Origin of the sequence: Streptomyces sp. NPDC004327, assembly GCF_042873935.1 — a bacterium.
Lineage (GTDB): Bacteria > Actinomycetota > Actinomycetes > Streptomycetales > Streptomycetaceae > Streptomyces.
Genome location: NZ_JBIAME010000003.1, coordinates 287,945 through 308,103 on the forward strand (window position 1 = coordinate 287,945; position 20,159 = coordinate 308,103).

Sequence of the window (20,159 nt, forward strand, 5' to 3'; positions counted from 1 at the left end):
GGCGAGACCCGGTTGTCGGTGCGATGCGTCAGAATTGGGGCAGGGCCAGCGCACGACTCATCAAGGGGCACGTATGTCCGGACTGATCGACACCACGGAGATGTACCTCCGCACCATCCTGGAGCTGGAGGAGGAAGGTGTGGTCCCGATGCGCGCCCGGATCGCCGAGCGGCTGGACCAGAGCGGTCCGACCGTCAGCCAGACGGTGGCCCGCATGGAGCGCGACGGTCTGGTGGCCGTCGCCAGCGACCGCCACCTGGAGCTGACCGAGGAGGGCCGCCGCCTGGCCACCCGCGTCATGCGCAAGCACCGGCTCGCCGAGTGCCTGCTCGTCGACGTGATCGGCCTGGAGTGGGAGCAGGTCCACGCCGAGGCGTGCCGCTGGGAGCACGTGATGAGCGAGGCCGTGGAGCGGCGCGTCCTGGAGCTGCTGCGCCACCCGACGGAGTCGCCGTACGGCAACCCGATCCCGGGTCTGGACGAGCTCGGCGAGAAGGCCGAGCCGGAGTCCTTCCTCGACGACTCGATGGTGTCGCTCGCCGACCTGGAGGCCGGCGGCGAGGGCAAGACGGTGATCGTCCGGCGGATCGGCGAGCCGATCCAGACCGACGCCCAGCTGATGTACACGCTGCGGCGGGCGGGCGTGCAGCCCGGCTCCGTGGTGTCGGTGACGGAGTCGCCGGGCGGTGTCCTGGTGGGCAGCGGCGGCGAGGCGGCCGAGCTGGACACGGACGTCGCGGCGCACGTCTTCGTCGCCAAGCGCTGACGCCAAGCGCTGACGGCGGCGCTGACGCCAAGCGTTGACGCCAAGCGCTGACGCCCGCCGCCCGCGCCGCCGCCCGCGCTTGGCGCCGGCGTCCTTCTCAAGCCCGTTTTACGGCGGAATCGCCACGCACGCGCCCTCTCCCGTGCCACGCTGGTGGGATGAGGGCGGTCCTCCTGACGACACTGAACCCCGGCGCCTCGCGGCGCCGGGGTTCGTCCTCCCCTGTTCTGACCTGGAGCCCCGAGCTCTCAAGGTCAGTCCCGCCGGACCGTTTTCCCCGAGCGGTCCGCCTCCCGCTGAAGATCTCCCCTCGGCAGAAGCCGTCAATCCTTGAGCCCTGTCACTCGAACGTGGGGTGTTGAGCGGCAGAAGCGCATTTTCGAATATGGGTTCGATACTCTGGCGAAAGTCTCGCGGAGGTCTCGCGGGAATCCGGCGAAGTTCGACGGGAAAGAGGGGGTGCCGAGCAGCATGGTGCGACGACTCGACGTCACGGGAGCCGACGGCGTACGCCTGGCGGCCTGGGACTTCACGGAACGGACCGCCCCGCAGGGCGGCCCCGGTGTCTTACTGCTGCACGGTCTGATGGGCGCCGCCGCGCACTGGGCCCCCGTCGCCCGCTGGCTCGCCCCGCGCCACCGCACGATCGCGCTCGACCAGCGCGGCCACGGCCACAGCGAGAAGCCTCCCGCCGGCCCGTTCACGCGCGAGGCGTACGTGGCCGACGCGATCGCCGCCGTCGAGGAGCTCGGCCTCGGCCCGGTGACCCTCGTCGGTCACTCCATGGGCGCGCTCACCGCCTGGCAGCTCGCCGCGGAGCGGGCGGACCTCGTCCACGCCCTCGTCATCTGCGACATGCGGGCCTCCGCCCTCGGCGCCGCCTCCCAGCGCGAGTGGCAGGACTGGTTCCGCCGCTGGCCGCTGCCCTTCCCCTCGCTCGACGCCGTCCGTCAGTGGTTCGGCGAGGACGATCCCTGGGTGGAGCGCTCGCATCCGGCCCGCGGCGCGTTCTTCGCCGAGGTGATGACCGAGCGTCCGGACGGCTGGCGCCCGGTCTTCGACCCCGACCAGATGCTCACGTCCCGCGAGACCTGGGTCCACGACGCCCACTGGGACTCGCTCGCCCAGGTCCGCTGCCCCACCCTCGTCGTCCGCGGTCTCGACGGCGAGCTCGGCCGCGCCGAGGCCCAGGAGATGGTCCGCGTCCTGCCCCGCGGGGCCTATGCGGAGATCCCGGACGCGGGTCATCTGCTCCACTACGAGCACGCGGACGCCTGGCGCGAGGTGGTGGAGCCGTTCCTGAACGGAGTGCTCACCGGGTGAGGGGGCCGGGAGATCACTCCCGGCGGTAAAGGTCCAGGCCAAGGGGGGTGTACGGCCGAAAAGCGCACCGGCGAACCGGCCATTCCTCTCACTCTGCGTTGACGCTCGGTCACGCGTCGCTTCAGCATGGCGTGTCCATGCCAGCAACGAGATCGAGGTATCACGTGTCAGGCATACGTCACAGACGCAGGTACGCCGCCGGCCTCGCCGCCGCGGTCGCGCTCTTCCTCCTCCCCACGGCCGCCGCGCAGGCGACGGAGGCCCCGAAGGCACCGAGCAGGGCGGCCGTCGCGCCCACCGCGCCGGTCGAGCACGCCGTACCGGCCGGCGAGGCCGCGCGGCTGACGGAGTACTGGACCCCCGAGCGGATGGCCAGGGCCGTCCCGCTGGACATGACCTCCCGCGCGCCCAAGGCGGACCCGGCCGCGCCGAAGGCGCCGCAGAAGCCGACCGGGCCCGCGACCACCGGGTCGGACCCCGTCGAGGGCCACGCGGCCGCGCCCGGCGGGATCCGGATCAGCGTCACCGCGACCCAGGTCGTCGGCAAGGTCTTCTTCACCGGCTCGGACGGCGTCGACTACGTCTGCTCCGGCTCCGCCGTCAACAGCACCAACAAGAACATGGTGTTCACCGCCGGGCACTGCGTCCACGGCGGCCCGGGCAAGTCCTGGAACACCAACTGGCAGTTCGTGCCGTACTACGACCACGGCAACCGGCCCTACGGCACCTGGTGGGCCAAGACCCTCGTCGCCTTCAACGGCTGGACCCAGAGCGGGAACTTCGGCTACGACCTCGGCATCGTCATCACCTGGCCGAACGCCGCCGGTGAGCTCGTCAACAGCGTCGGCGGCCTCGGCGTCCAGTGGAACTATCCCAAGGACCGCTACATGACCTCCATGGGCTACCCGCAGGCCGCGCCCTTCGACGGGCAGTGGCAGTACTTCTGCGCCGCCACCACCTCGCAGCGGAGCATCTGGACCACCGACCAGATCAAGATGCCGTGCAACATGACCGGCGGCTCCAGTGGCGGTCCCTGGATCTACGGCAAGGACGACAACGTCTACTACAGCGGCTGGGTCAACGGCGTGAACAGCAACGTCGACAACGGGGCCGCCCCGACCGAGATGCGCTCGCCGTACTTCGCCCAGTGGGTCGGCGACGCGTTCAACACGTACTCCACGTACTAGGGGAGGGCCCGTGGCGCGCACAGCGGCGGCGTCCCGGCGGCGTGTTCGCACCGCTCCTCGCCGCCGTGCCGCTGTGCGCGCCCGACGGGCCGGCCGGGCGTCAGAACGCGAAGACCGTGCCCTCGCCCGTCGCCGCCCGCATCTCGCACGAGTTGCCGTACCGGGCCGACCAGCGCACCCGCTTGCCCTCCCAGACGCCGTCGCCCGTCACCGTGACCGGGTCCCACTCGCGGGTGCACGGCACGTGACGTGACGACGACAGGACGGTCAGCCGGGCGAAGTCGCCGCCCGCCTCGCGGAGTTCGCGACACGCCTCGGCCGGAGCCGGGTGCGTGCCGGACGCGGTCGGGGCGCAGCTCAGGGTGACCGCGCGGACCACCGTGGCGGTCGCGGGGCGCGAGCCCTTGCCGAGCGTGAGGACCAGCGCCGACGGCGGGTACAGGAGGCTCGGGGCCGAGGCGGGTGCGGCCTGGGCGGTGCCGGTGCCGGTGACGGCGGTGCCGAGCAGGGCGAGACCGCTCGCGGTGGCGAGCGCGGTGGCGCCGAGCGTACGGAAGGAGCGCACGGGGGTGTCCCTTTCCTGGAGGTCTTCTATGGGTCCGAAGACACGGGAGTGACGGGGGATGCGAGCCGATCGGCTGCGCAACGGAGTCTCGCCGACGCGCAGCGTGATCGCACATCCGTCCGCCGCTTTCCGGCCGCACCCCCGTACTCCCCAACGCCCGACTGGTCGTTCGGCCCTCGCGCAGCCGTCCCGCGCCGAGCCGTTCAATTCTGGACAGCCCGCTGACCTGCGGTGATGGGGAAAATGTTCGAGCTTGGACCAGTCACGGACGGGTGCGATCGTCCGGAAGGCCGTAGGTCCGCGTGCGCAGGGGCGATCGCGCGAAGAGGCGGAGGCCGCGTTGCGCACGTCGGTCCTCCGCCTCCTCGCGGTCGAAGAGAAAGCCCTGGGCTAGCCCTTGCTCACCGCCGCCAGGATCTCCGGCAGCCGCTTCGACACCCGCGGCGCCGCCGCCTTCAGGCCGCCCCACACGAGCAGCGCGCCGTAGAGCGCGCCGCCCGGCAGCAGCAGCCACAGGGCCGACTCGCTGTCCGTGAGGTGCAGGACGACCACCGCGACGATCATCGGCGCACACAGCACCGCGGCGCTGACCATGCCGCCGAAGATGGACATCCAGGCCAGCCCGGCCTGGCCCGGCGCCACGTTCTTGTAGGCGCTGTCCTGCGGGATCGAGTACGGGAAGAGGGCCGAGGCCACCGCGCCCGTCGCGACCATGGCGCAGAGCAGCGCGAGCGCCAGGCCGAGGGCCTCGGGGATCCCGCTCCAGGTGCCGAGGACGGCGGCCATCGCCGCCATCAGCAGGACCGTGTACGGCACGGTGATGGCCAGCATCGCCAGGGCCCGGGCCCGCAGTTCGGCGTAGGCGTCGGCCGGCGTCGAGATGGTCTGCGCCACCATCCAGAACGCGGACGTGTCCTGGCCGAACTGGTTGAGCATCTGCAGGCCGAACATGCCCGAGGCGAAGCACGCGAAGTACAGCGAGCCGACGCCCTGCAGGGCGTTGAACAGCGGCACGATCGCGCCCATGGCGAGCGAGGTGACCCAGCCCGCCTTCGTCTTCGGGTCGCGCCAGACGTAGCGCAGGCTGCGCTCCATCACCGCGCCCGTGCGCCCGCCCGGCAGCAGCCGGCCGAGCCGGCCCGACGACGCCGACCCGTCCTTGGCGCCCGCGCCGTCCGACGCGCCGATCGTCGAGCCGTCCGGCGCCGTCATCAGCTTCACCAGGCTGTTCTGCCACCACATCAGCAGACCCGCCACGGCGGCCGCGGTGAGCAGCAGTTTCGCGGCGGCGACCGCGTAGTCCCCGTCGCCCGCCGCGGTGATCGCGGAGACGGCGGAGGCCGGCGGCAGCCAGCCGATGACCTCGGCGGCCGGTTCGAGCGCCTTGAGCCCGCCGACCTGGCTGAGCCGCTGCGCGCCGAAGTTGACCACCTGGATGCCGACCGCGATCAGGAGGCCGGACAGGACGGCCAGGTCGCGGCCCTTGCGGGAGGTCAGCAGCCGCACGTTGGCGGCGGCCACCGCGCGCGAGAGCGTCACGCAGCCGACGAGCAGCAGCGGTACGGCGAGCACGGCGACGACGATCCCGGCCGCGCCGCGCGCGAGCGCCAGGGCCGTGCCGACCGCCAGGATCAGGGTGAGGCCGGGGCCGATGCCGACGAGCGAGGCCACGAGCAGCGCCCGCACCAGCGGGCGCGGCCGCAGCGGCAGCATCACGAGCCGCGAGGGGTCGAGGGTTTCGTCGCCGCTCGGCACGAACAGCGGCATGACCGTCCAGGCGAGCGCGAGCACGCCCGCGATGAGCACCGGGACGACGGTCGCGGCGTGGTGGCCGCGCATGGCGAGGAAGGCGAGCGTCATGACGGCGGCGAAGATCGCGGCGACGACGATCGACGTCACATAGGCGGCGATCCGGCCGCCCGACTGCTTCAGGCCGTTCTTCAGGAGCGACAGCTTGAGTCCGACGAAGACCGAGGTCAGCGAGGGTGCCGCCGCGGCGGGAGCGGTGGTCATCGGGCCGGACCGCCCAGCCAGTCGAGCGACTCCCCGGCGTTGCGCCCGTTCGCGCCGACCAGCTCCAGGAACGCGGCCTGCAGCGACGGCGCCGAGCCCCGTACCTGCTCCAGCGGGCCCTGCGCGCGGATCTGTCCGGCGGCCATCACGGCGACCCAGTCGCACAGCGACTCCACCAGCTCCATGACGTGGCTGGAGAAGACGACGGTGGCGCCGGAGGAGGTGTAGCGCTCCAGGACCCCGCGGATGGTCTGCGCGGAGACCGGGTCGACGCCCTCGAACGGCTCGTCGAGGAAGAGGACTTCGGGGTTGTGCAGCAGGGCCGCGGCGAGACCGATCTTCTTCCGCATGCCGGTCGAGTAGTCGACGACCAGCTTGTGCTGCGAGCCCGCGAGGTCGAGGACGTCGAGCAGCTGCGCGGCGCGCTTGTCGACCTCGGCGCCCGGCAGGCCGCGCAGGCGGCCGCTGTACGCGAGCAGTTCGCGGCCGGAGAGCCGCTCGAAGAGCCGCAGGCCCTCCGGCAGGATGCCGATGCGTGCCTTGACCTGGGCGACGGACTCGGCGTCGGCCCACACGTCGTGGCCGCCGACCCGGATGCGGCCGGCGTCCGGCCGCAGCAGGCCGGTGATCATCGAGAGTGTGGTGGTCTTGCCCGCCCCGTTCGGCCCGACCAGACCGATGAACTTGCCCGCGGGCAGGACCAGATCGATCCCGTTCACCGCGATCTGCTGGCCGAAGCGCTTCCACAGCCCCTCGACGTGAACGGCGGGCACCGCACCGGATCCCGGTGCGGCCCCCGCCGCTTCGTACGCTCCGTCACGTGCCTGGTCAGGCATCATGTTCCGTCAACCCTTCGGTTGTCCCCGTTTAGACGGGACCACCTTACGGGCGACGAACTTCACGCCACATGGCCAGAACGTCCATGATCAAAAAGACTTTCGTCGCTAGTCGGAGGAGGTGCGCCGGGAGCGGGCGTCCGCCGCCTCCCGCCCGCACGCGTAGGCCAGCGCGCTGATCAGCTCCTCCGCGTCCGGCAGCCAGCGGTTCGCCGCCGTGGGCTTACGGGCCCACTGCACCGCCCCGGATCCGCCGACCCGGGTCGGCGGCGCCGCCACGAAGTGCCCCTCGCCGCGCGTGACCAGGTCGATGGAGGACGGCACCCAGCCCAGCTTGCGCACCAGGTCCGGCACCTTGGCCGCGGCGCCGGGCAGCACGAAGAAGAACATCCGGCGGTCGGGCGTGCAGGTCACCGGGCCGAGCGTCAGCTCCATCCGCTCCATCCGGGCGAGCGCCAGGAAGCCGGCCGAGTCCGACACCTCGATCGCGTCGAAGGTCCGCCCGGTCGGCAGCAGGATCGACGCCTTCGGCTGCTTCGACCACATCCGGCGGGCCCCCACGGCGCTGCCCGTCGCCTGGGTCGACCAGTCGGGCCTGGCCGGGTGCGCGCCGGGCGCCGGGCACGCGTCCGCGCCGCAGGAGCAGCGCTCGCCACCCTCGACGGCTTCCAGCCAGGTCCCGGGGAACACGTCCCAGTGCCGCTCTTCCGCGTACCGCACCGCGCTGTCCAGCAGCAGCTCGCCGCGCTGCTGGGGGATCTGTGCGGTTTCCGTGACTCCCAAGGTCTCTTCCACGACGGATTCAACTCCCGCCGCCACCTCGGGTTACGGGCGCGGCTCCCCGGCCGGGTGGCGCATCGATCCTGCATGCGGGGCGCACGGGTGCATGCGTGGGGGCGCGCGGGGGCAGGTCGAGCGGGCGGCGGGTACGGATGGGACGGGGGGGCGTCGGTGACGCGCCGCCGTACCGCGCGGGTGGGTGCGACAGGGCGACCGACGTGTCCGGTTTCGCGTGTTCACATCTGCATTGACCGGATATCGGCCGGGCAGTGATCAGCCAGCGTTCACTTCGATCACTTCATGCGCGGCCTCAGGGGGTAGCAATCATGGCAGCCAGGCCACTCGTCGCCCGCCAGCCCAACGAACGGCTGCAGGCGCTCATCCAGGAGGCCGGGTGCTCCAACGCCGGCCTCGCCCGCAGGGTCAACATGGTCGGCGCGGAGCGCGGCCTCGACCTGCGGTACGACAAGACGTCGGTGGCGCGCTGGCTGCGCGGGCAGCAGCCGCGCGGCCGGGCGCCGGGCATCATCGCCGAGGCGCTCGGGCGCAAGCTCGGCCGCACGGTCACCATCGACGAGGTCGGCATGGCCAACGGCCGCAACCTCGCCTCGGGCGTCGGCCTGCAGTTCGCGCCGACCGTGCTCGGGGCCATCGAGCAGGTCTGCGAGTTGTGGCGCAGCGACGTCGGCAGACGGGACTTCCTGGCGGCCTCGACGGTCGCGGCCTCCGCGCTCGTCGAGCCCAGCCGCGACTGGCTGATCACCGGCGCCGACCCGCAGGTCGCCCGGCACGCCGGGGCGCGGGTTGGCGCCTCGGACGTGGCGGCGGTCCGGGCGATGACGGCCGCCCTGGTCGACCTGGACCGGAAGTTCGGCAGCGGGCACGTGCGCCCGGTCGTCGTCCATTACCTCAACAGCGTGGTGTCGGGCATGCTCTCCGGCTCCTACCGGGAGAACGTCGGCCGCGAGCTGTTCGCCGCCGTCTCGCGCCTCACCGAGCTGGCCGGCTACATGGCCGTCGACACCGGACAGCCGGGACTCGCCCAGCGCTACTACATCCAGGCGCTGCGGCTCGCGCAGGCCGCCGGCGACCGGGCCTACGGCGGTTACGTGCTCGCCGCGTCGATGAGCCACCTCGCCGCCCAGCTCGGCAACCCGCGGGAGATCGCCCAGCTCGCGCGGGCCGCGCAGGAGGGCGCGCGCGGGCAGGTGCCGCCGCGCGCGGAGGCGATGTTCCTGGCCGCCGAGGCCCGCGGGCACGCGCTGCTCGGCGACGCCCGGGCCTGTGAGCTGGTCGCGGGCCGCGCCGAGGAGGCGCTGGAGCGGGCCGACCCGGAGGCGGGCGACGACCCGGCCTGGATCGCCCACTTCGACGAGGCGTACCTCGCGGACGAGCTGGCGCACTGCTTCCGCGACCTGGGCCAGGGCCGGGAGGCGGCGCGGGCGGCCGAGCGGTCGCTGGCGGGCCACCCGGAGACGCGGGTGCGGCGGCGGGCGATCGGCCTGGCGCTGCTCGCCTCGGCGCAGGTCCAGCAGCGCGAGGTCGAGGCGGCCTGCCGGACGGGCACCCGCGCCCTGGAGATGCTGGGGACGCTGCGGTCCTCGCGGGGCGCGGAGTACCTGGGCGATCTGAAGGACCGGCTGGAGCCGTTCGCGGGCGAGGCGGTGGTGCGGGAGTTCGGGGCGCGGCTCGACCTGCACGCGGCGTAGCTCACATCGCGCCGGTGCCGGGCGCACCGTACGTCACACCTGCGTCACACGTGGGTCGGACGTGTGTGCGGCGGCCCGGGGGCACCCGGTAGCGTGAGCCGACGATTCCGTAGCCAGAGCAAGAACGACGCCCAGCAAGAACGACGCCCAGCAGTCCAGTACACAGGAGTCCCGGTGACGCACAGCGGACAGGGGCCGGAGCAGCAGTATCCGGCCGCTCAGCCCCTCCCCCCTGAGGTGACCCCTGGTGGCTCCTCGGACGCCCAGGCCACGCAGTACCTGCCGCCGGTGCCGGCGCAGCCGCCGGTCGCGCCGCAGCCGCCGGCGTACGGCTACCCGCAGGCCGTCCCGCAGCAGCACGCGCAGCACCCGCAGCAGCCGCAGCCCGGGTACGGGTACCCGGGCCCGGACTCGCAGGCGACGCAGTTCATCGCGCCGGTGGCCCAGCCGCCGGCCGCGGACTCGCAGGCCACGCAGTACATCCCGCCGGTCGCGGGCGGCCCGGTCGCCGGGGCTTCCGACATGCAGGCGACGCAGTTCATGGCGCCAGTACCGCAGCAGGCCCCGGTGCCGCCGCAGGCTCCCGTGCCGCCGCAGCCGCAGGTGCCGCAGGAGCGGCCGCCGCTCGCCGACTTCGACAACCTGTTCCGCAGCGAGACCCCGCAGCAGGCCCCGCAGCCCGGCTACGGCTACCCGCACCAGGCGCCTCCCCAGGCGGCGCCGCCGCAGTTCCAGCCCCATCAGTTCCAGCAGCAGCCGCCCCCGCCGCCGCAGCAGTACGGCCATCAGGACGGCTACCAGGACGCGTACTACGACGACGAGCCCGAGCCGCCGCGCCGCCGGTCGCCCGTCGCGCTGATCGCGGGCGTCGTCGTGGGCTGCGCCGTGGTCGGCCTCGCGGCCGGCGCGTTGCTCAGCGGCGGGGACGACGACAAGAAGGACACGGCCAAGGGCGGGCAGAACGTGGCCGCCGGCTCGGCCGCGCCGTCCGACTCCGCGGCCGCGCCGTCCGAGCAGGCCGCCGATCCGGCGCAGGCGCAGGCGCAGGCCCTGGACAAGCTGCTCGCGGACAGCAACAACAGCCGCGACACGGTGATCCGCTCCGTCGGCGACATCCGGCAGTGCGAGGGCCTCGACGAGGCCGCCACCAACCTGCGCGGCGCGGCCCAGCAGCGCCGCGACCTCGTCACCCGGCTCCGGTCGCTCTCCATGGACCAGCTGCCGAACAGCCAGGCGCTGTCCGCGGCCCTCGTCAAGGCGTGGGAGGCGTCGGCCTCGGCCGACGACCACTACGCGGCCTGGGCGGACCAGGCGAAGAGCAACAAGAAGGTCTGCAAGGACGACCACGCCCGGCGCACCGGCGAGGCCAACGCGGCCGACAGCAAGAGCGGCGAGGCGACGGTCGCGAAGAAGACGGCGGCCGGGCTGTGGAACCCGACCGCCGAGAAGTACGGACTGACGAAGCGCAACTACACCCAGCTGTAGCGGGGTCGGCGGGGCCTGGCCGTCACGGCGCGGCCAGGACCGTCTCGCCGACGTCCACGAAGCCGGGCTTCTCCGCCACGAGGCGGCCGTCCCGTACGACCTGGAAGGTCACGTCACGGTTGACGATCCGGGGGAAGCTGGCGGCGCCGAGCAGGTCCTGGTAGCGCCAGCGCAGCGGCGGCGTCAGGCCGCCGGTGTCGATCTTCGCGCCCTCGTCGAGGGCGTGCGAGAGCTGCAGCGGGGTGATCTTGTCGCTGTCGAGCGACTCGATCAGCTGCTTGAGGACGGTGTAGGCGATCCAGGTGGTCTGCACGCCGGCGTCGGTCGGGTCGACCCGGTTGTCGACGAAGGCGTGCTCCTTGATCACCTTGCGCATCGGGTCCCACGCCTTGTCGTCGGCCTGCGGGTACCAGCCGGTGACGTAGGCGCCCTCGAAGGGGCTGTGCGGGCCGCCGGTGCGGTCGATGAGCGGCTGGTCGACGCTGCCGAGGACGGAGGAGATCCGTACCGAGCGGCCCTCGCCCTGCTTCGGCAGCCGGCGGAAGGAGTCGAAGAACGTCTGGGTGCGCTCGCCGAGCACGGCGGTGACGCAGCCCTCCTCGCCGCCCGCCCGGGCCCGGGCGCGGGTGGCCTGCGCCGTGTACTCGCCGGCGTCCTCGACGGCCGGGATGTCGATGGCGCTGCGGTGGTCGGCCTTGCGGAGCCCGGAGTTGAGCAGGTCGGGCAGCTTGTCGCCGGCGATGGTGTCGGGGCGGACGAGCGAGACCTTGCGGCAGCTCGCGGCGAGCTGCATGCCGTGGCCGGCGACGAGCGAGGCCACGCCGCCGTTGACGGGATAGGAGAGCGGGCTGGTGAACTCGTCCTCGGAGATGCCGTAGCCGCCGATGTACGGGATGCCGGCGGCCTCCAGCGGGGCCATGAAGGCGTTGCCGTTCTGGCTGTACGAGCCGACGACGGCGACCGCGCCCTCGTGGACGGCGCGGCGGGCGCAGCCGGCGGCGCCGGCGGAGGTGTTCTCCTCGTTGCAGGTGAGCACGCGGAGCTCGTGGCCGTTGATGCCGCCGTTGGCGTTGACCCAGCGGGCGTAGGCCTGGGCCATCGCGGGCATGCCGGGCATGTTGGTGGCGCGGGTCTGGTCGGGAGCCCAGGTCATGACGGTGACGGGCTCCCTGGAGCCCCCCGTGGCCCCAGGGAGTACGCCGCAGCCGGTGAGCAGCGACGCTGCGGCCGCCGCTGTCGTGACGTACGCGGGAAGGGAAGTGAGTCGCCTACCGGTCATGGGCATGCACAATTCCGCCTCATGGGTAACGCTGGAGTGAGCCGGATGCAACGGTGGGTGACGTCAAGGTGAATTGCGGGGGTCGGGCGAGGCCGGGAAGCCCGCTGTCAGAGGGGGAACGTACGATCGAACGGTGTCCAGCTCCACGTCCCCTTCAGTGAACTCTTCCCGTCGCGGCCGTCGCTCCTCCACCATGGGCGGCATGCCGCTCAACGACATGCCGTGGTGGCGCTGGCGCGCCAATGTGCGTTCCGCGCTGCACATGCTTTCGGATCCGGGGTTCCACGAGTCCACCTGGCTGGCCGGCCAGGAGGGCTACGGGGACATCACCGACGCCGTGTACCGGCTGGTGGAGGACACCTGGCTGGACAACTGGTCCGCCGAGAAGTACGTGGGGACGATCTTCCGCGACTCCGGCGAGGCCGCGCTCGTCGACGTCGCCGTCCTGCGCGTGCTGCGGATCATGCACCAGGTCGGCGCGGACGCGCCGGTCTCCGCGTATCTGGAGCACCACGGCTGGCCGGAGGCGGTCCGGGCCGCCCGCGAGGCGCACATGCGCATGGCGACGGCCGACGGGGAGGACCCGGACGCGCCGCCGCGCTCGCTGGAGGTGCTGCGGATCATGACGCGGTCGGCCTGACCCGGGTGCCGGGGTCCGTCTGACGGACGGTGCGGTCTTGGCCAAGGCCCGCTGTGGCAGGCTAGGCGAATGACCGACCAGTACGTCCTCACCCTCTCGTGCCCCGACAAGCAGGGCATCGTGCACGCCGTGTCGAGCTACCTCTTCATCACGGGTTGCAACATCGAGGACAGCCAGCAGTTCGGAGACCGCGACACCGGTCTGTTCTTCATGCGGGTCCACTTCTCGGCCGAGGCCCCGGTCACGGTGGAGAAGCTGCGGGCGAGCTTCGCCGCGGTCGGCGACGCCTTCGAGATGGACTGGCAGATCAACCGGGCCGACGAGCGGATGCGCGTCGTGCTCATGGTGTCGAAGTTCGGCCACTGCCTGAACGACCTGCTGTTCCGCTCACGGATCGGCGCGCTGCCGGTCGAGATCGTCGCCGTGGTGTCCAACCACACCGACTTCGCCGAGCTGGTGGGCTCGTACGGGATCCCGTTCCGGCACATCCCGGTCACCAAGGACACCAAGGCGGAGGCCGAGGCGGAGCTCCTGGAGCTGGTCCGCGAGGAGGACGTCGAGCTGGTCGTCCTCGCCCGCTACATGCAGGTCCTCTCCGACGACCTCTGCAAGCGGCTCTCCGGCCGGATCATCAACATCCACCACTCCTTCCTGCCGAGCTTCAAGGGCGCCAAGCCCTACCACCAGGCCCACGCCCGCGGCGTGAAGCTCATCGGCGCCACCGCCCACTACGTGACGGCCGACCTCGACGAGGGCCCGATCATCGAGCAGGAGGTCGAGCGCGTGGGCCACGAGGTCACGCCGGACCAGCTCGTCGCGATCGGGCGGGACGTGGAGTGCCAGGCGCTGGCGCGGGCGGTGAAGTGGCACGCGGAGCGGCGGATCCTGCTGAACGGGCGCCGGACGGTCGTCTTCGCGTAGCGCACGGCGGCGGGGCCCCGCGACGAGGCCCCGCCCCCGCACCCGCCCGTACGCGAATCCCTGCCGCCGCACCCGGCTGCGTCCGGCTACATCCGGCTCAGTGACGCCGCCGCGAACAGCACGTCCCTGATCGCCTCGCGGTCGCCGTCCTGACCCGCGGCCGCGTCCTCCGGAGGGATGTGGCCCGCGACCAGCTGGCAGAACTCGACGCCGTCCATGGCGACCTGGGCCACCGCGTGGTCGCGGGAGCCGAGGGCGGCGGGGGAGTCCAGGGCGATGAACCAGTGGCCGCCGCCCGCGCCCTCGATCTCCAGATGCAGCGAGCGGCCCGGGGAGCCGGCCGCGACGAGTTCGCGGGGCGGGGCCGCGAGGCCCGCGCGGCGGCGGCCGGCGAGCGCCGCCGGGAGCTGGCGGGCGGCGAGGTCGATCATGCCGTGCAGATGCGCGCCGCTGGGCGGCTCGTACGGATAGTCCACCGCGTCCGCGATGTCCCCGGCGTGCACCCAGCACTCGAAGGCGCGCTCCAGGAGCGCGTCCCGCAGCGGCATCGCGAAGTCCCCGTAGGTCACCGTCAGATCGGCCACGCCACGGCCCGCGAACGACACCGTGCGGATCAGGGTGTGGCCCTGCTCCCGCCACGGCTCGCGGACCGTCCGGGTCGGCGGCCGCCGCGAGGCGCTCCAGTACGCCTCGGTGCGCTCGGTCGGCGACAGCTCGCCGACGCCCTTGCCCACCGGGTCGTCGAGCCCGAGCGACGCGGCCACCAGGCCGTCCATCGCGAGCAGATGACCGATGACCCCGGCCACGGTCGTCTTGCGGTGCACCCGCCGCTCGCCCTCGAACCACTTGAGCCGCACCGGCGCGTGCCACTCCGCCTCGCCGATGTCGCGGAGCAGCGCGTCGAGCCGGGCGGTCTCCGCGTCGTACGGAGTCGCCCACGCCGGCACCGGGATCCGGGCCGGGCGGCGGCCGAGACAGTTCTCCAGGACCCGGGAGCGCAGCAGCGGATCCAGGTCCAGATCGCGCTCGGCGTGCAGCAGCCCGACCGCGTCCCGCAGCCGCAGCGCCTCCTCCGCGCAGGGCGCGCACTCGGTGAGGTGCTCCTCGACCGCGTGGGTCTCCGCGGCGGAGCAGGCGGACAGAGCCCAGGCCCCGAGCAGCGACTTGAGCACCCGGTGGGGGAGTTCCAGTACGGGATCGGGCGCGGACTCCGGCTCCGGCTCCGAATCCGGCTCCGGGGCCGCGAGACCGCCGGCGGGCTCGCCGGGCGCGCCGGACTCGTCGCCGGACGGCGGCACGGGCGCCGAAAGGTCCGCGTGGTCGTCGGCCGAGCGGCGCGGGCCCGGTATCCAGGGAGCGCGCGCGGTCCCCTCGGGATCGTCGTTCGCGCCGCTCACAGCGACCGTCCGTAGCCACCGGGGCCGGGCGGCGACGAGCCTTCGAGCGGCCGGGTGTTGGCCGTCGACAGCAGCTGGAGGCCGAGCCGCAGCCGGCGCCGCGCCTCGTCCTCGGTCACGCCGAGGTCCGCGGCGGTCTGCCGGTAGTCCCGGCGCTGGAAGTAGGCCAGCTCCAGGGCCTGGCGCAGCGGCGTCGGCATGGACGTCACGATGTAGTCGGCGCGGGCCGCGACCGAGGCGCGCCGCACCTTCTGCTCCAGCTCCTCGGCCGAGCCCTCGCCGCGCTCGGCGAAGGCGAGCGCCTCCGCCTGTCGCAGCCGGTGCACGGCCTGCGCCTGGGTGAGCCGGGCGACCCAGGCGCGCATGTTGCCCTGCTTGGGGTCGTAGGCGTCGGGGTTCTCCCAGATGTAGCCGAAGACCTCGCGGGTGATCTGGTCGGCCGCGTCGTCGTCGTCGAGCACGCGGTGGGCCAGGCTGTGCACGAGCGAGGCGAACTTGTCGTACAGCTCGCCGAGCGCGGCGGCCTCACCACGCGCGAGCCGCTGCTGCATTCTGCGGTCCCAGCGCGGAGGTGTGTCCTTCGCCGCCATCCGAGGCCCTCCCGACAGCCCGCCCGACCTGAGTTCTTTCCTCAAAGTAATGTGCCCGGCCCCCCGTGCACCCCTGTTTGCCGCAAGTGCGCCCTTGACGCGCCGCGGGATGGTAAGGAAAGCGACAACCCTGGATCGGAGGGTTTGGGAGCGGCGCGAACGGGCAGCGGGAGGGGACAGGAACACCGGGCTCCGTTTGCCGCCCGCCCCTTGCCCGGCCCTTCGCCCTTGTCCCCCCCGCCCTTCGCCCTTCTGCCCCTGCCCCTTCCTTGAAAGGCACCGCTCGTGACGATCCAGGTCGACGAGAACGAGCAGGACCCATGGACCGTGCTGCGCATCAGCGGGGAGCTGGACCTCGTGACCACCCCGCTGATCCGCAAACGCCTCCACGCCGCCGTCGCCGGCGGCCGCCACGACGTGGTGCTCGACCTGTCCGCCGTGCGCTTCTGCGACTCCAGCGGTGTCGGCGTCCTGGTCGCCGCCCGCCGGCTGATGCGCTCCTGCGGCGGCCGGCTCCGGCTGATCCTGCCCGCCCGCGGCGCCGAGGACGGGGCGCACGTCAACCGGGTGCTCGCGGCGCTCGGTGTGCGCCGCCTCTTCGAGGTGTACCCGGACGTGCCGGCGGCCCTCGACGAGGCGGCGGAGCCGCTGTCGGCGTGACGCGGCCGGCCCGGCCGGTCAGGAGTACCGCTCGCGCAGCTTGTACTTGAGCACCTTGCGCAGCGTCTCGTTGCGCGGCAGCGCGTCCACCAGCTCCAGCTGCTCCGGCAGTTTGAAGACCGACAGGCCCGCCTCCCGCAGGAAGGCCGTGACCCCGGCCAGGGTCAGCGGCTCGGCGCCCGGTGGCTGTTCGACCACGGCGCAGACGCGCTCGCCGCGTTCGGGGTCGGGCAGCCCGATGACGGCGGCGTCGCCGACGCCCGGGTGCTCGTGCAGCAGGTCCTCGATCTCCTTGGCGGAGATGTTCTCCCCCTTCCGGATGATGATGTCCTTGATCCGGCCGGTGAGGACCAGGTGTCCGCCCGGGGTGAGGTGCCCGACGTCTCCCGTGATGAGGAAGCCGTCCTCGTCGAAGGCGGCCGCGGTCTGCGCCGGGTCGAGGTAGCCGCGGCAGACCGCCTCGCCGCGCAGCCGTACCTCGCCGTCCGCGGTGATGCGTATCTCCATGCCGGCGGGCGGCCGGCCCTCGGTCGTCGCCAGGTTCTCGGCGGTGTCGCCCGGGTCGCCCATGGTGATCATGGGGACCTCGGTCATGCCGTAGCCGTGGGTGAGCTGGCAGCCCAGCTCCCGTACGACCGCGTGGTAGACCTCCGGCGGCTTGGGCGCGCCGCCGCCCGCGAGGAGGCGGAGCGTGGGGATGACCGGCTCGTCCGGCCGCTTGCGCTGCTCGGCGAGGAACATCGTGTAGAAGGCGGTGGACCCGCCGGCCACCGTGACGCCGTGCCTGCGGTACTCGTCGAGCGCCTCCGGCAGCGCGAAGTGCTCGAACATGACCGCGGGGAAGCCGTAGAGCAGCAGCATCACCGTGTAGTCGGGCCCGGCGATGTGCGCGTACGGGAAGGCCATCGAGCCGACGTCGTCGCGGGACAGGTGCAGCGCGTGGGCGAGGCAGGAGCCGCCCGCGAGCAGCGAGCGGTCCGTGTGCAGGACGCCCTTGGGGTCCGAGGTGGTGCCCGAGGTCCAGTAGATCCAGCGGACGGCGGTCCCGTCGGCGGGCGGCGGCGGCAGGACGGCCGGGTCGCCGTCGGGCATGCCGTCGGGGTCGTACGCCTCGAAGACCGTGAGCTTGCCCCGCGGGTCGAGCCGCCGGGCCATCGCCGTGTGGTCGAATCCGCGCCACACACCGGGCACGGCGAAGAACTCGGCGCCGGACTCGCGCAGCGCGAAGCCGACCTCCTTGTCCCGGTAGAAGGGGATGACCGGCGTCTGCACGGCGCCGAGGCGGGCGAGCGCGAAGGAGAGCACCGCGGTCTCGATCCGCGTCGGCAGCTGCCACGCGACGACCGTGCCCGGCCGCACGCCCATCCCGTGCAGTCCGGCGGCCACCCGCTCGGCCCGGTCGCGCAGCTCGCCGAAGGTGAGGGCGCGGTCGCCCTGGAGGAGCACGGGAAGGCCGGGCGTGAGCGCGGCGCGGCGCTCGACGAGCTCCCAGAGCGTGCGGGACGCGCCCAGGTCGTGTGCGGTCTCGGTCATGCCTACCCCTTCTGGCTGACGGAGCGTCAGATCGTGCGGAGAGCGTAGAGGGACGGTCCTTGTCGGTCCAGGGGCGCGGGACTAGCCTGATGAGCGAGCTGAATCTGACGGGTCATCAGAAACGCCATCAGGAATCGGAGGGGTCATGACGGAACTGCCCCGCATCATCAGCGTCGACGACCACGTGATCGAGCCCGCCCACCTCTTCGCCACCTGGCTCCCCGCCAGGTACCGCGACCGCGGGCCGCAGCCGCTGACCGCCGGGATCGGCGAGCTCGCCTACGTCGGCGGCAAGTACCAGATCACGATGGATCCCGACGGGCCGCCCACCGACTGGTGGATCTACGAGGACCTGAGGTTCCCGTACAAGCGGAACATCGCCGCCGTCGGCTTCGACCGCGACGACATGACCCTGGAGGGCATCACCCGCGAGGAGATGCGCCGCGGCTGCTGGGACCCGGCCGCGCGGCTGGAGGACATGGACCTCAACCACGTCGAGGCGTCGCTCTGCTTCCCGACCTTCCCGCGCTTCTGCGGCCAGACCTTCGCCGAGGCCAAGGACAAGGAGGTCGCGCTCGCCTGCGTGCGCGCCTACAACGACTGGATGGTCGAGGAGTGGTGCGGCGGCAGCGGCGGCCGGCTCATCCCGCTGTGCATCATCCCGCTGTGGGACATCGGCCTGGCCGTCGCCGAGATCCGGCGCAACGCGGCCCGCGGCGTCAGGGCGGTCACCTTCTCCGAGATCCCGACGCACCTCGGGCTCCCGTCGATCCACTCCGGCTACTGGGACCCGTTCTTCGCGGTCTGTCAGGAGACCGGCACGGTCGTCAACATGCACATCGGATCCAGCAGCCAGATGCCGGCCGCGTCCCCCGACGCCCCGCCCGCCGTCCAGGCGTCCCTCAGCTTCAACAACGCGATGGCGTCGATGATGGACTTCCTCTTCTCCGGGGTGCTCGTGAAGTTCCCGCGGCTGAAGCTCGCCTACAGCGAGGGCCAGATGGGCTGGATCCCCTACGCCCTCGAACGCGCCGACGACGTGTGGGAGGAGCACCGCGCCTGGGGCGGGGTGCGCGACCTGATCCCCGAGCCGCCCTCCACGTACTACTACCGGCAGATCTTCTGCTGCTTCTTCCGCGACAAGCACGGCATCGCCTCGCTCGACGTCGTCGGCCGCGACAACGCCACGTTCGAGACCGACTACCCGCACGTCGACTCGACCTTCCCGCACACCAAGGAGGTCGCCCTCGACCACGTGAAGGGCCTCGACGACGAGACGGTCTACAAGCTGATGCGCGGCAACGCCATCCGCATGCTCGGCCTGGGCATCGTCTGATGGACCTCGCGTACACGCAGGAGGAGGAGGAGTTCCGGGCCGGGCTCAGACAGTGGCTGGCCCGTGCGCTCGCCGCGCTCCCGCCGAGGCCCGACCCGCTCGACTGGCCGGCCCGGCGGGCGTACGACTGCGGCTGGCAGCGGCGGCTGTACGACGCGGGGTACGGGCACGTGCACTGGGACGCCTCGCCGACGCAGCGGCTGATCTTCCTGGAGGAGACCGAACGGGCCGGGGCGCCGTACGTCGGCGCCAACTTCGTCGGGCTGCTGCACGCCGGACCGACGATCGCCGCCGAGGGCACCGAGGAGCAGCGGGCGCGCTGGCTGGAGCCGGTGCTGCGCGGCGACGAGGTGTGGTGCCAGGGCTTCAGCGAGCCCGACGCCGGCTCCGACCTGGCGTCCCTGCGGACCAGGGCCGTGCGGGACGGCGACGACTACGTCGTCACCGGCCAGAAGATCTGGACCTCGCACGCCGAGGTCGCCGACTGGTGCGAACTCCTCGTCCGCACCGACCCCGACGCGCCCAGGCACCGCGGCATCAGCTGGCTCGCGATGCCGATGTCCGCGCCCGGGATCACCGTCCGGCCGCTGCGCACGCTCGCCGGGTCGGCGGAGTTCGCCGAGATGTTCCTCGACGAGGTGCGGGTGCCGGTCTCCCATCGCGTCGGCGAGGAGAACGACGGCTGGCGCGTCACCATGGTGACGCTCTCCTTCGAACGCGGCACCGCCTTCGTCGGCGAGGTCGTCGCCTGCCGCCGCGTCCTCGGCGAACTCGCCCGCGCTGCGCGGAAGAACGGCCGCTGGGACGACCCCGTGCTGCGCCGCCGCCTGGGCCGGCTCGGCGCCGAGTTCCAGGCGCTGTGGCGGCTCACCCAGTGGAACGTCAGCGAGGCCCAGGCCAGCGGCGGCGTCCCCGGAGCCGGCGGCTCCGTCTTCAAGCTGCGCTACTCGCACGCCCGCCAGGAGCTGTACGACACGGCCGCCGCCGTCCTCGGGCCCGACGCGCTCGACCTGGGCCGCGAGTGGAACCTCGACCGGCTGTCCTCGCTCTCGTACACGATCGCCGCGGGCACCTCGCAGATCCAGCAGAACATCGTCGCCGAGCGCATCCTCGGCCTGCCGAAGGGCCGGTGAACCGCC

18 protein-coding genes are annotated in these 20,159 nt (G+C 72.7%); 10 read left to right on the forward strand and 8 right to left on the reverse strand.

Translation table 11 applies throughout. The features are described from left to right. The first annotated feature begins 73 nt into the window (after positions 1-73). From ACFYU9_RS11820 to ACFYU9_RS11830, 3 genes are all read left to right on the forward strand, one after another. On the forward strand, positions 74-766 hold the full coding sequence (locus ACFYU9_RS11820; RefSeq protein WP_389204978.1) for a metal-dependent transcriptional regulator: 693 nt from the start codon (positions 74-76) through the stop codon (positions 764-766). 471 nt (positions 767-1,237) lie between these two features. Continuing rightward, on the forward strand, positions 1,238-2,089 hold the full coding sequence (locus ACFYU9_RS11825) for an alpha/beta fold hydrolase (protein WP_389344401.1): 852 nt from the start codon (positions 1,238-1,240) through the stop codon (positions 2,087-2,089). A gap of 164 nt (positions 2,090-2,253) precedes the next feature. Beyond that, positions 2,254-3,276 (forward strand): hypothetical protein, encoded by a 1,023-nt coding sequence (locus ACFYU9_RS11830; protein WP_389204976.1) that lies wholly within the window; start codon positions 2,254-2,256, stop codon positions 3,274-3,276. 100 nt (positions 3,277-3,376) lie between these two features. Here the strand turns inward: ACFYU9_RS11830 and ACFYU9_RS11835 are convergent, their stop codons facing one another. The 4 genes from ACFYU9_RS11835 to ACFYU9_RS11850 all read right to left on the reverse strand — a co-directional run bounded on the left by ACFYU9_RS11835 (position 3,377) and on the right by ACFYU9_RS11850 (position 7,473). After that, positions 3,377-3,841: a subtilase-type protease inhibitor gene (locus ACFYU9_RS11835; RefSeq protein WP_389204975.1), complete on the reverse strand. Its 465-nt coding sequence runs from the start codon at positions 3,839-3,841 to the stop codon at positions 3,377-3,379. 390 nt (positions 3,842-4,231) lie between these two features. Beyond that, positions 4,232-5,854 carry a transporter gene (locus ACFYU9_RS11840; protein ID WP_389344403.1) on the reverse strand — a complete coding sequence of 541 codons (1,623 nt, stop codon included), beginning with the start codon at positions 5,852-5,854 and terminating at the stop codon, positions 4,232-4,234. Further along, positions 5,851-6,690 carry an ABC transporter ATP-binding protein gene (locus ACFYU9_RS11845; protein WP_389205293.1) on the reverse strand — a complete coding sequence of 280 codons (840 nt, stop codon included), beginning with the start codon at positions 6,688-6,690 and terminating at the stop codon, positions 5,851-5,853. The genes ACFYU9_RS11840 and ACFYU9_RS11845 overlap by 4 nt, the downstream gene beginning before the upstream one ends. Positions 6,691-6,798: 108 nt before the next feature. After that, entirely contained in the window at positions 6,799-7,473 is a 675-nt protein-coding gene (locus tag ACFYU9_RS11850) for a bifunctional DNA primase/polymerase (protein ID WP_389204973.1), read from the reverse strand. 323 nt (positions 7,474-7,796) lie between these two features. Between ACFYU9_RS11850 and ACFYU9_RS11855 the strand changes: the two genes are divergently transcribed. Together ACFYU9_RS11855 and ACFYU9_RS11860 are read left to right on the forward strand one after the other, a co-directional pair. After that, positions 7,797-9,179: a transcriptional regulator gene (locus ACFYU9_RS11855; protein ID WP_389204972.1), complete on the forward strand. Its 1,383-nt coding sequence runs from the start codon at positions 7,797-7,799 to the stop codon at positions 9,177-9,179. Positions 9,180-9,353: 174 nt separating this feature from the next. Then, positions 9,354-10,664 (forward strand): hypothetical protein, encoded by a 1,311-nt coding sequence (locus ACFYU9_RS11860; RefSeq protein ID WP_389344405.1) that lies wholly within the window; start codon positions 9,354-9,356, stop codon positions 10,662-10,664. Positions 10,665-10,686: 22 nt separating this feature from the next. Here the strand turns inward: ACFYU9_RS11860 and ACFYU9_RS11865 are convergent, their stop codons facing one another. Beyond that, a complete protein-coding gene (locus ACFYU9_RS11865) occupies positions 10,687-11,943 on the reverse strand; it encodes an ABC transporter substrate-binding protein (RefSeq protein ID WP_389204970.1) in 1,257 nt (418 codons plus the stop codon). A gap of 193 nt (positions 11,944-12,136) precedes the next feature. On the opposite strand from ACFYU9_RS11865, the gene ACFYU9_RS11870 reads away from it, so the two are divergent. Continuing rightward, a complete protein-coding gene (locus tag ACFYU9_RS11870) occupies positions 12,137-12,583 on the forward strand; it encodes a hypothetical protein (protein WP_389205292.1) in 447 nt (148 codons plus the stop codon). A 69-nt stretch (positions 12,584-12,652) separates the two neighbouring features. Then, positions 12,653-13,504, forward strand: a complete 852-nt coding sequence (gene purU / locus ACFYU9_RS11875) for a formyltetrahydrofolate deformylase (RefSeq protein WP_389204968.1) — start codon at positions 12,653-12,655, stop codon at positions 13,502-13,504. A gap of 86 nt (positions 13,505-13,590) precedes the next feature. Here the strand turns inward: purU and ACFYU9_RS11880 are convergent, their stop codons facing one another. Continuing rightward, complete coding sequence (locus ACFYU9_RS11880) at positions 13,591-14,901, reverse strand: maleylpyruvate isomerase N-terminal domain-containing protein (protein WP_389344407.1); 1,311 nt, start codon at positions 14,899-14,901, stop codon at positions 13,591-13,593. Then, positions 14,898-15,491, reverse strand: coding sequence for a sigma-70 family RNA polymerase sigma factor (locus ACFYU9_RS11885; RefSeq protein ID WP_389204966.1), 594 nt, complete (start codon positions 15,489-15,491; stop codon positions 14,898-14,900). The genes ACFYU9_RS11880 and ACFYU9_RS11885 overlap by 4 nt, the downstream gene beginning before the upstream one ends. Before the next feature lie 285 nt (positions 15,492-15,776). On the opposite strand from ACFYU9_RS11885, the gene ACFYU9_RS11890 reads away from it, so the two are divergent. Then, positions 15,777-16,151, forward strand: coding sequence for an STAS domain-containing protein (locus ACFYU9_RS11890; RefSeq protein WP_389204965.1), 375 nt, complete (start codon positions 15,777-15,779; stop codon positions 16,149-16,151). 18 nt (positions 16,152-16,169) lie between these two features. On the opposite strand, the gene ACFYU9_RS11895 is transcribed toward ACFYU9_RS11890, so the two are convergent. Next, on the reverse strand, positions 16,170-17,684 hold the full coding sequence (locus ACFYU9_RS11895) for a class I adenylate-forming enzyme family protein (protein ID WP_389204964.1): 1,515 nt from the start codon (positions 17,682-17,684) through the stop codon (positions 16,170-16,172). Positions 17,685-17,829: 145 nt separating this feature from the next. Here ACFYU9_RS11895 and ACFYU9_RS11900 point away from each other — a divergent pair, with 145 nt between their 5' ends. Together ACFYU9_RS11900 and ACFYU9_RS11905 are read left to right on the forward strand one after the other, a co-directional pair. Further along, complete coding sequence (locus ACFYU9_RS11900) at positions 17,830-19,020, forward strand: amidohydrolase family protein (protein ID WP_389204963.1); 1,191 nt, start codon at positions 17,830-17,832, stop codon at positions 19,018-19,020. Then, positions 19,020-20,153 (forward strand): acyl-CoA dehydrogenase, encoded by a 1,134-nt coding sequence (locus ACFYU9_RS11905; protein ID WP_389344408.1) that lies wholly within the window; start codon positions 19,020-19,022, stop codon positions 20,151-20,153. Before ACFYU9_RS11900 ends, ACFYU9_RS11905 begins: the two co-directional genes overlap by 1 nt. Positions 20,154-20,159 lie beyond the last annotated feature (6 nt).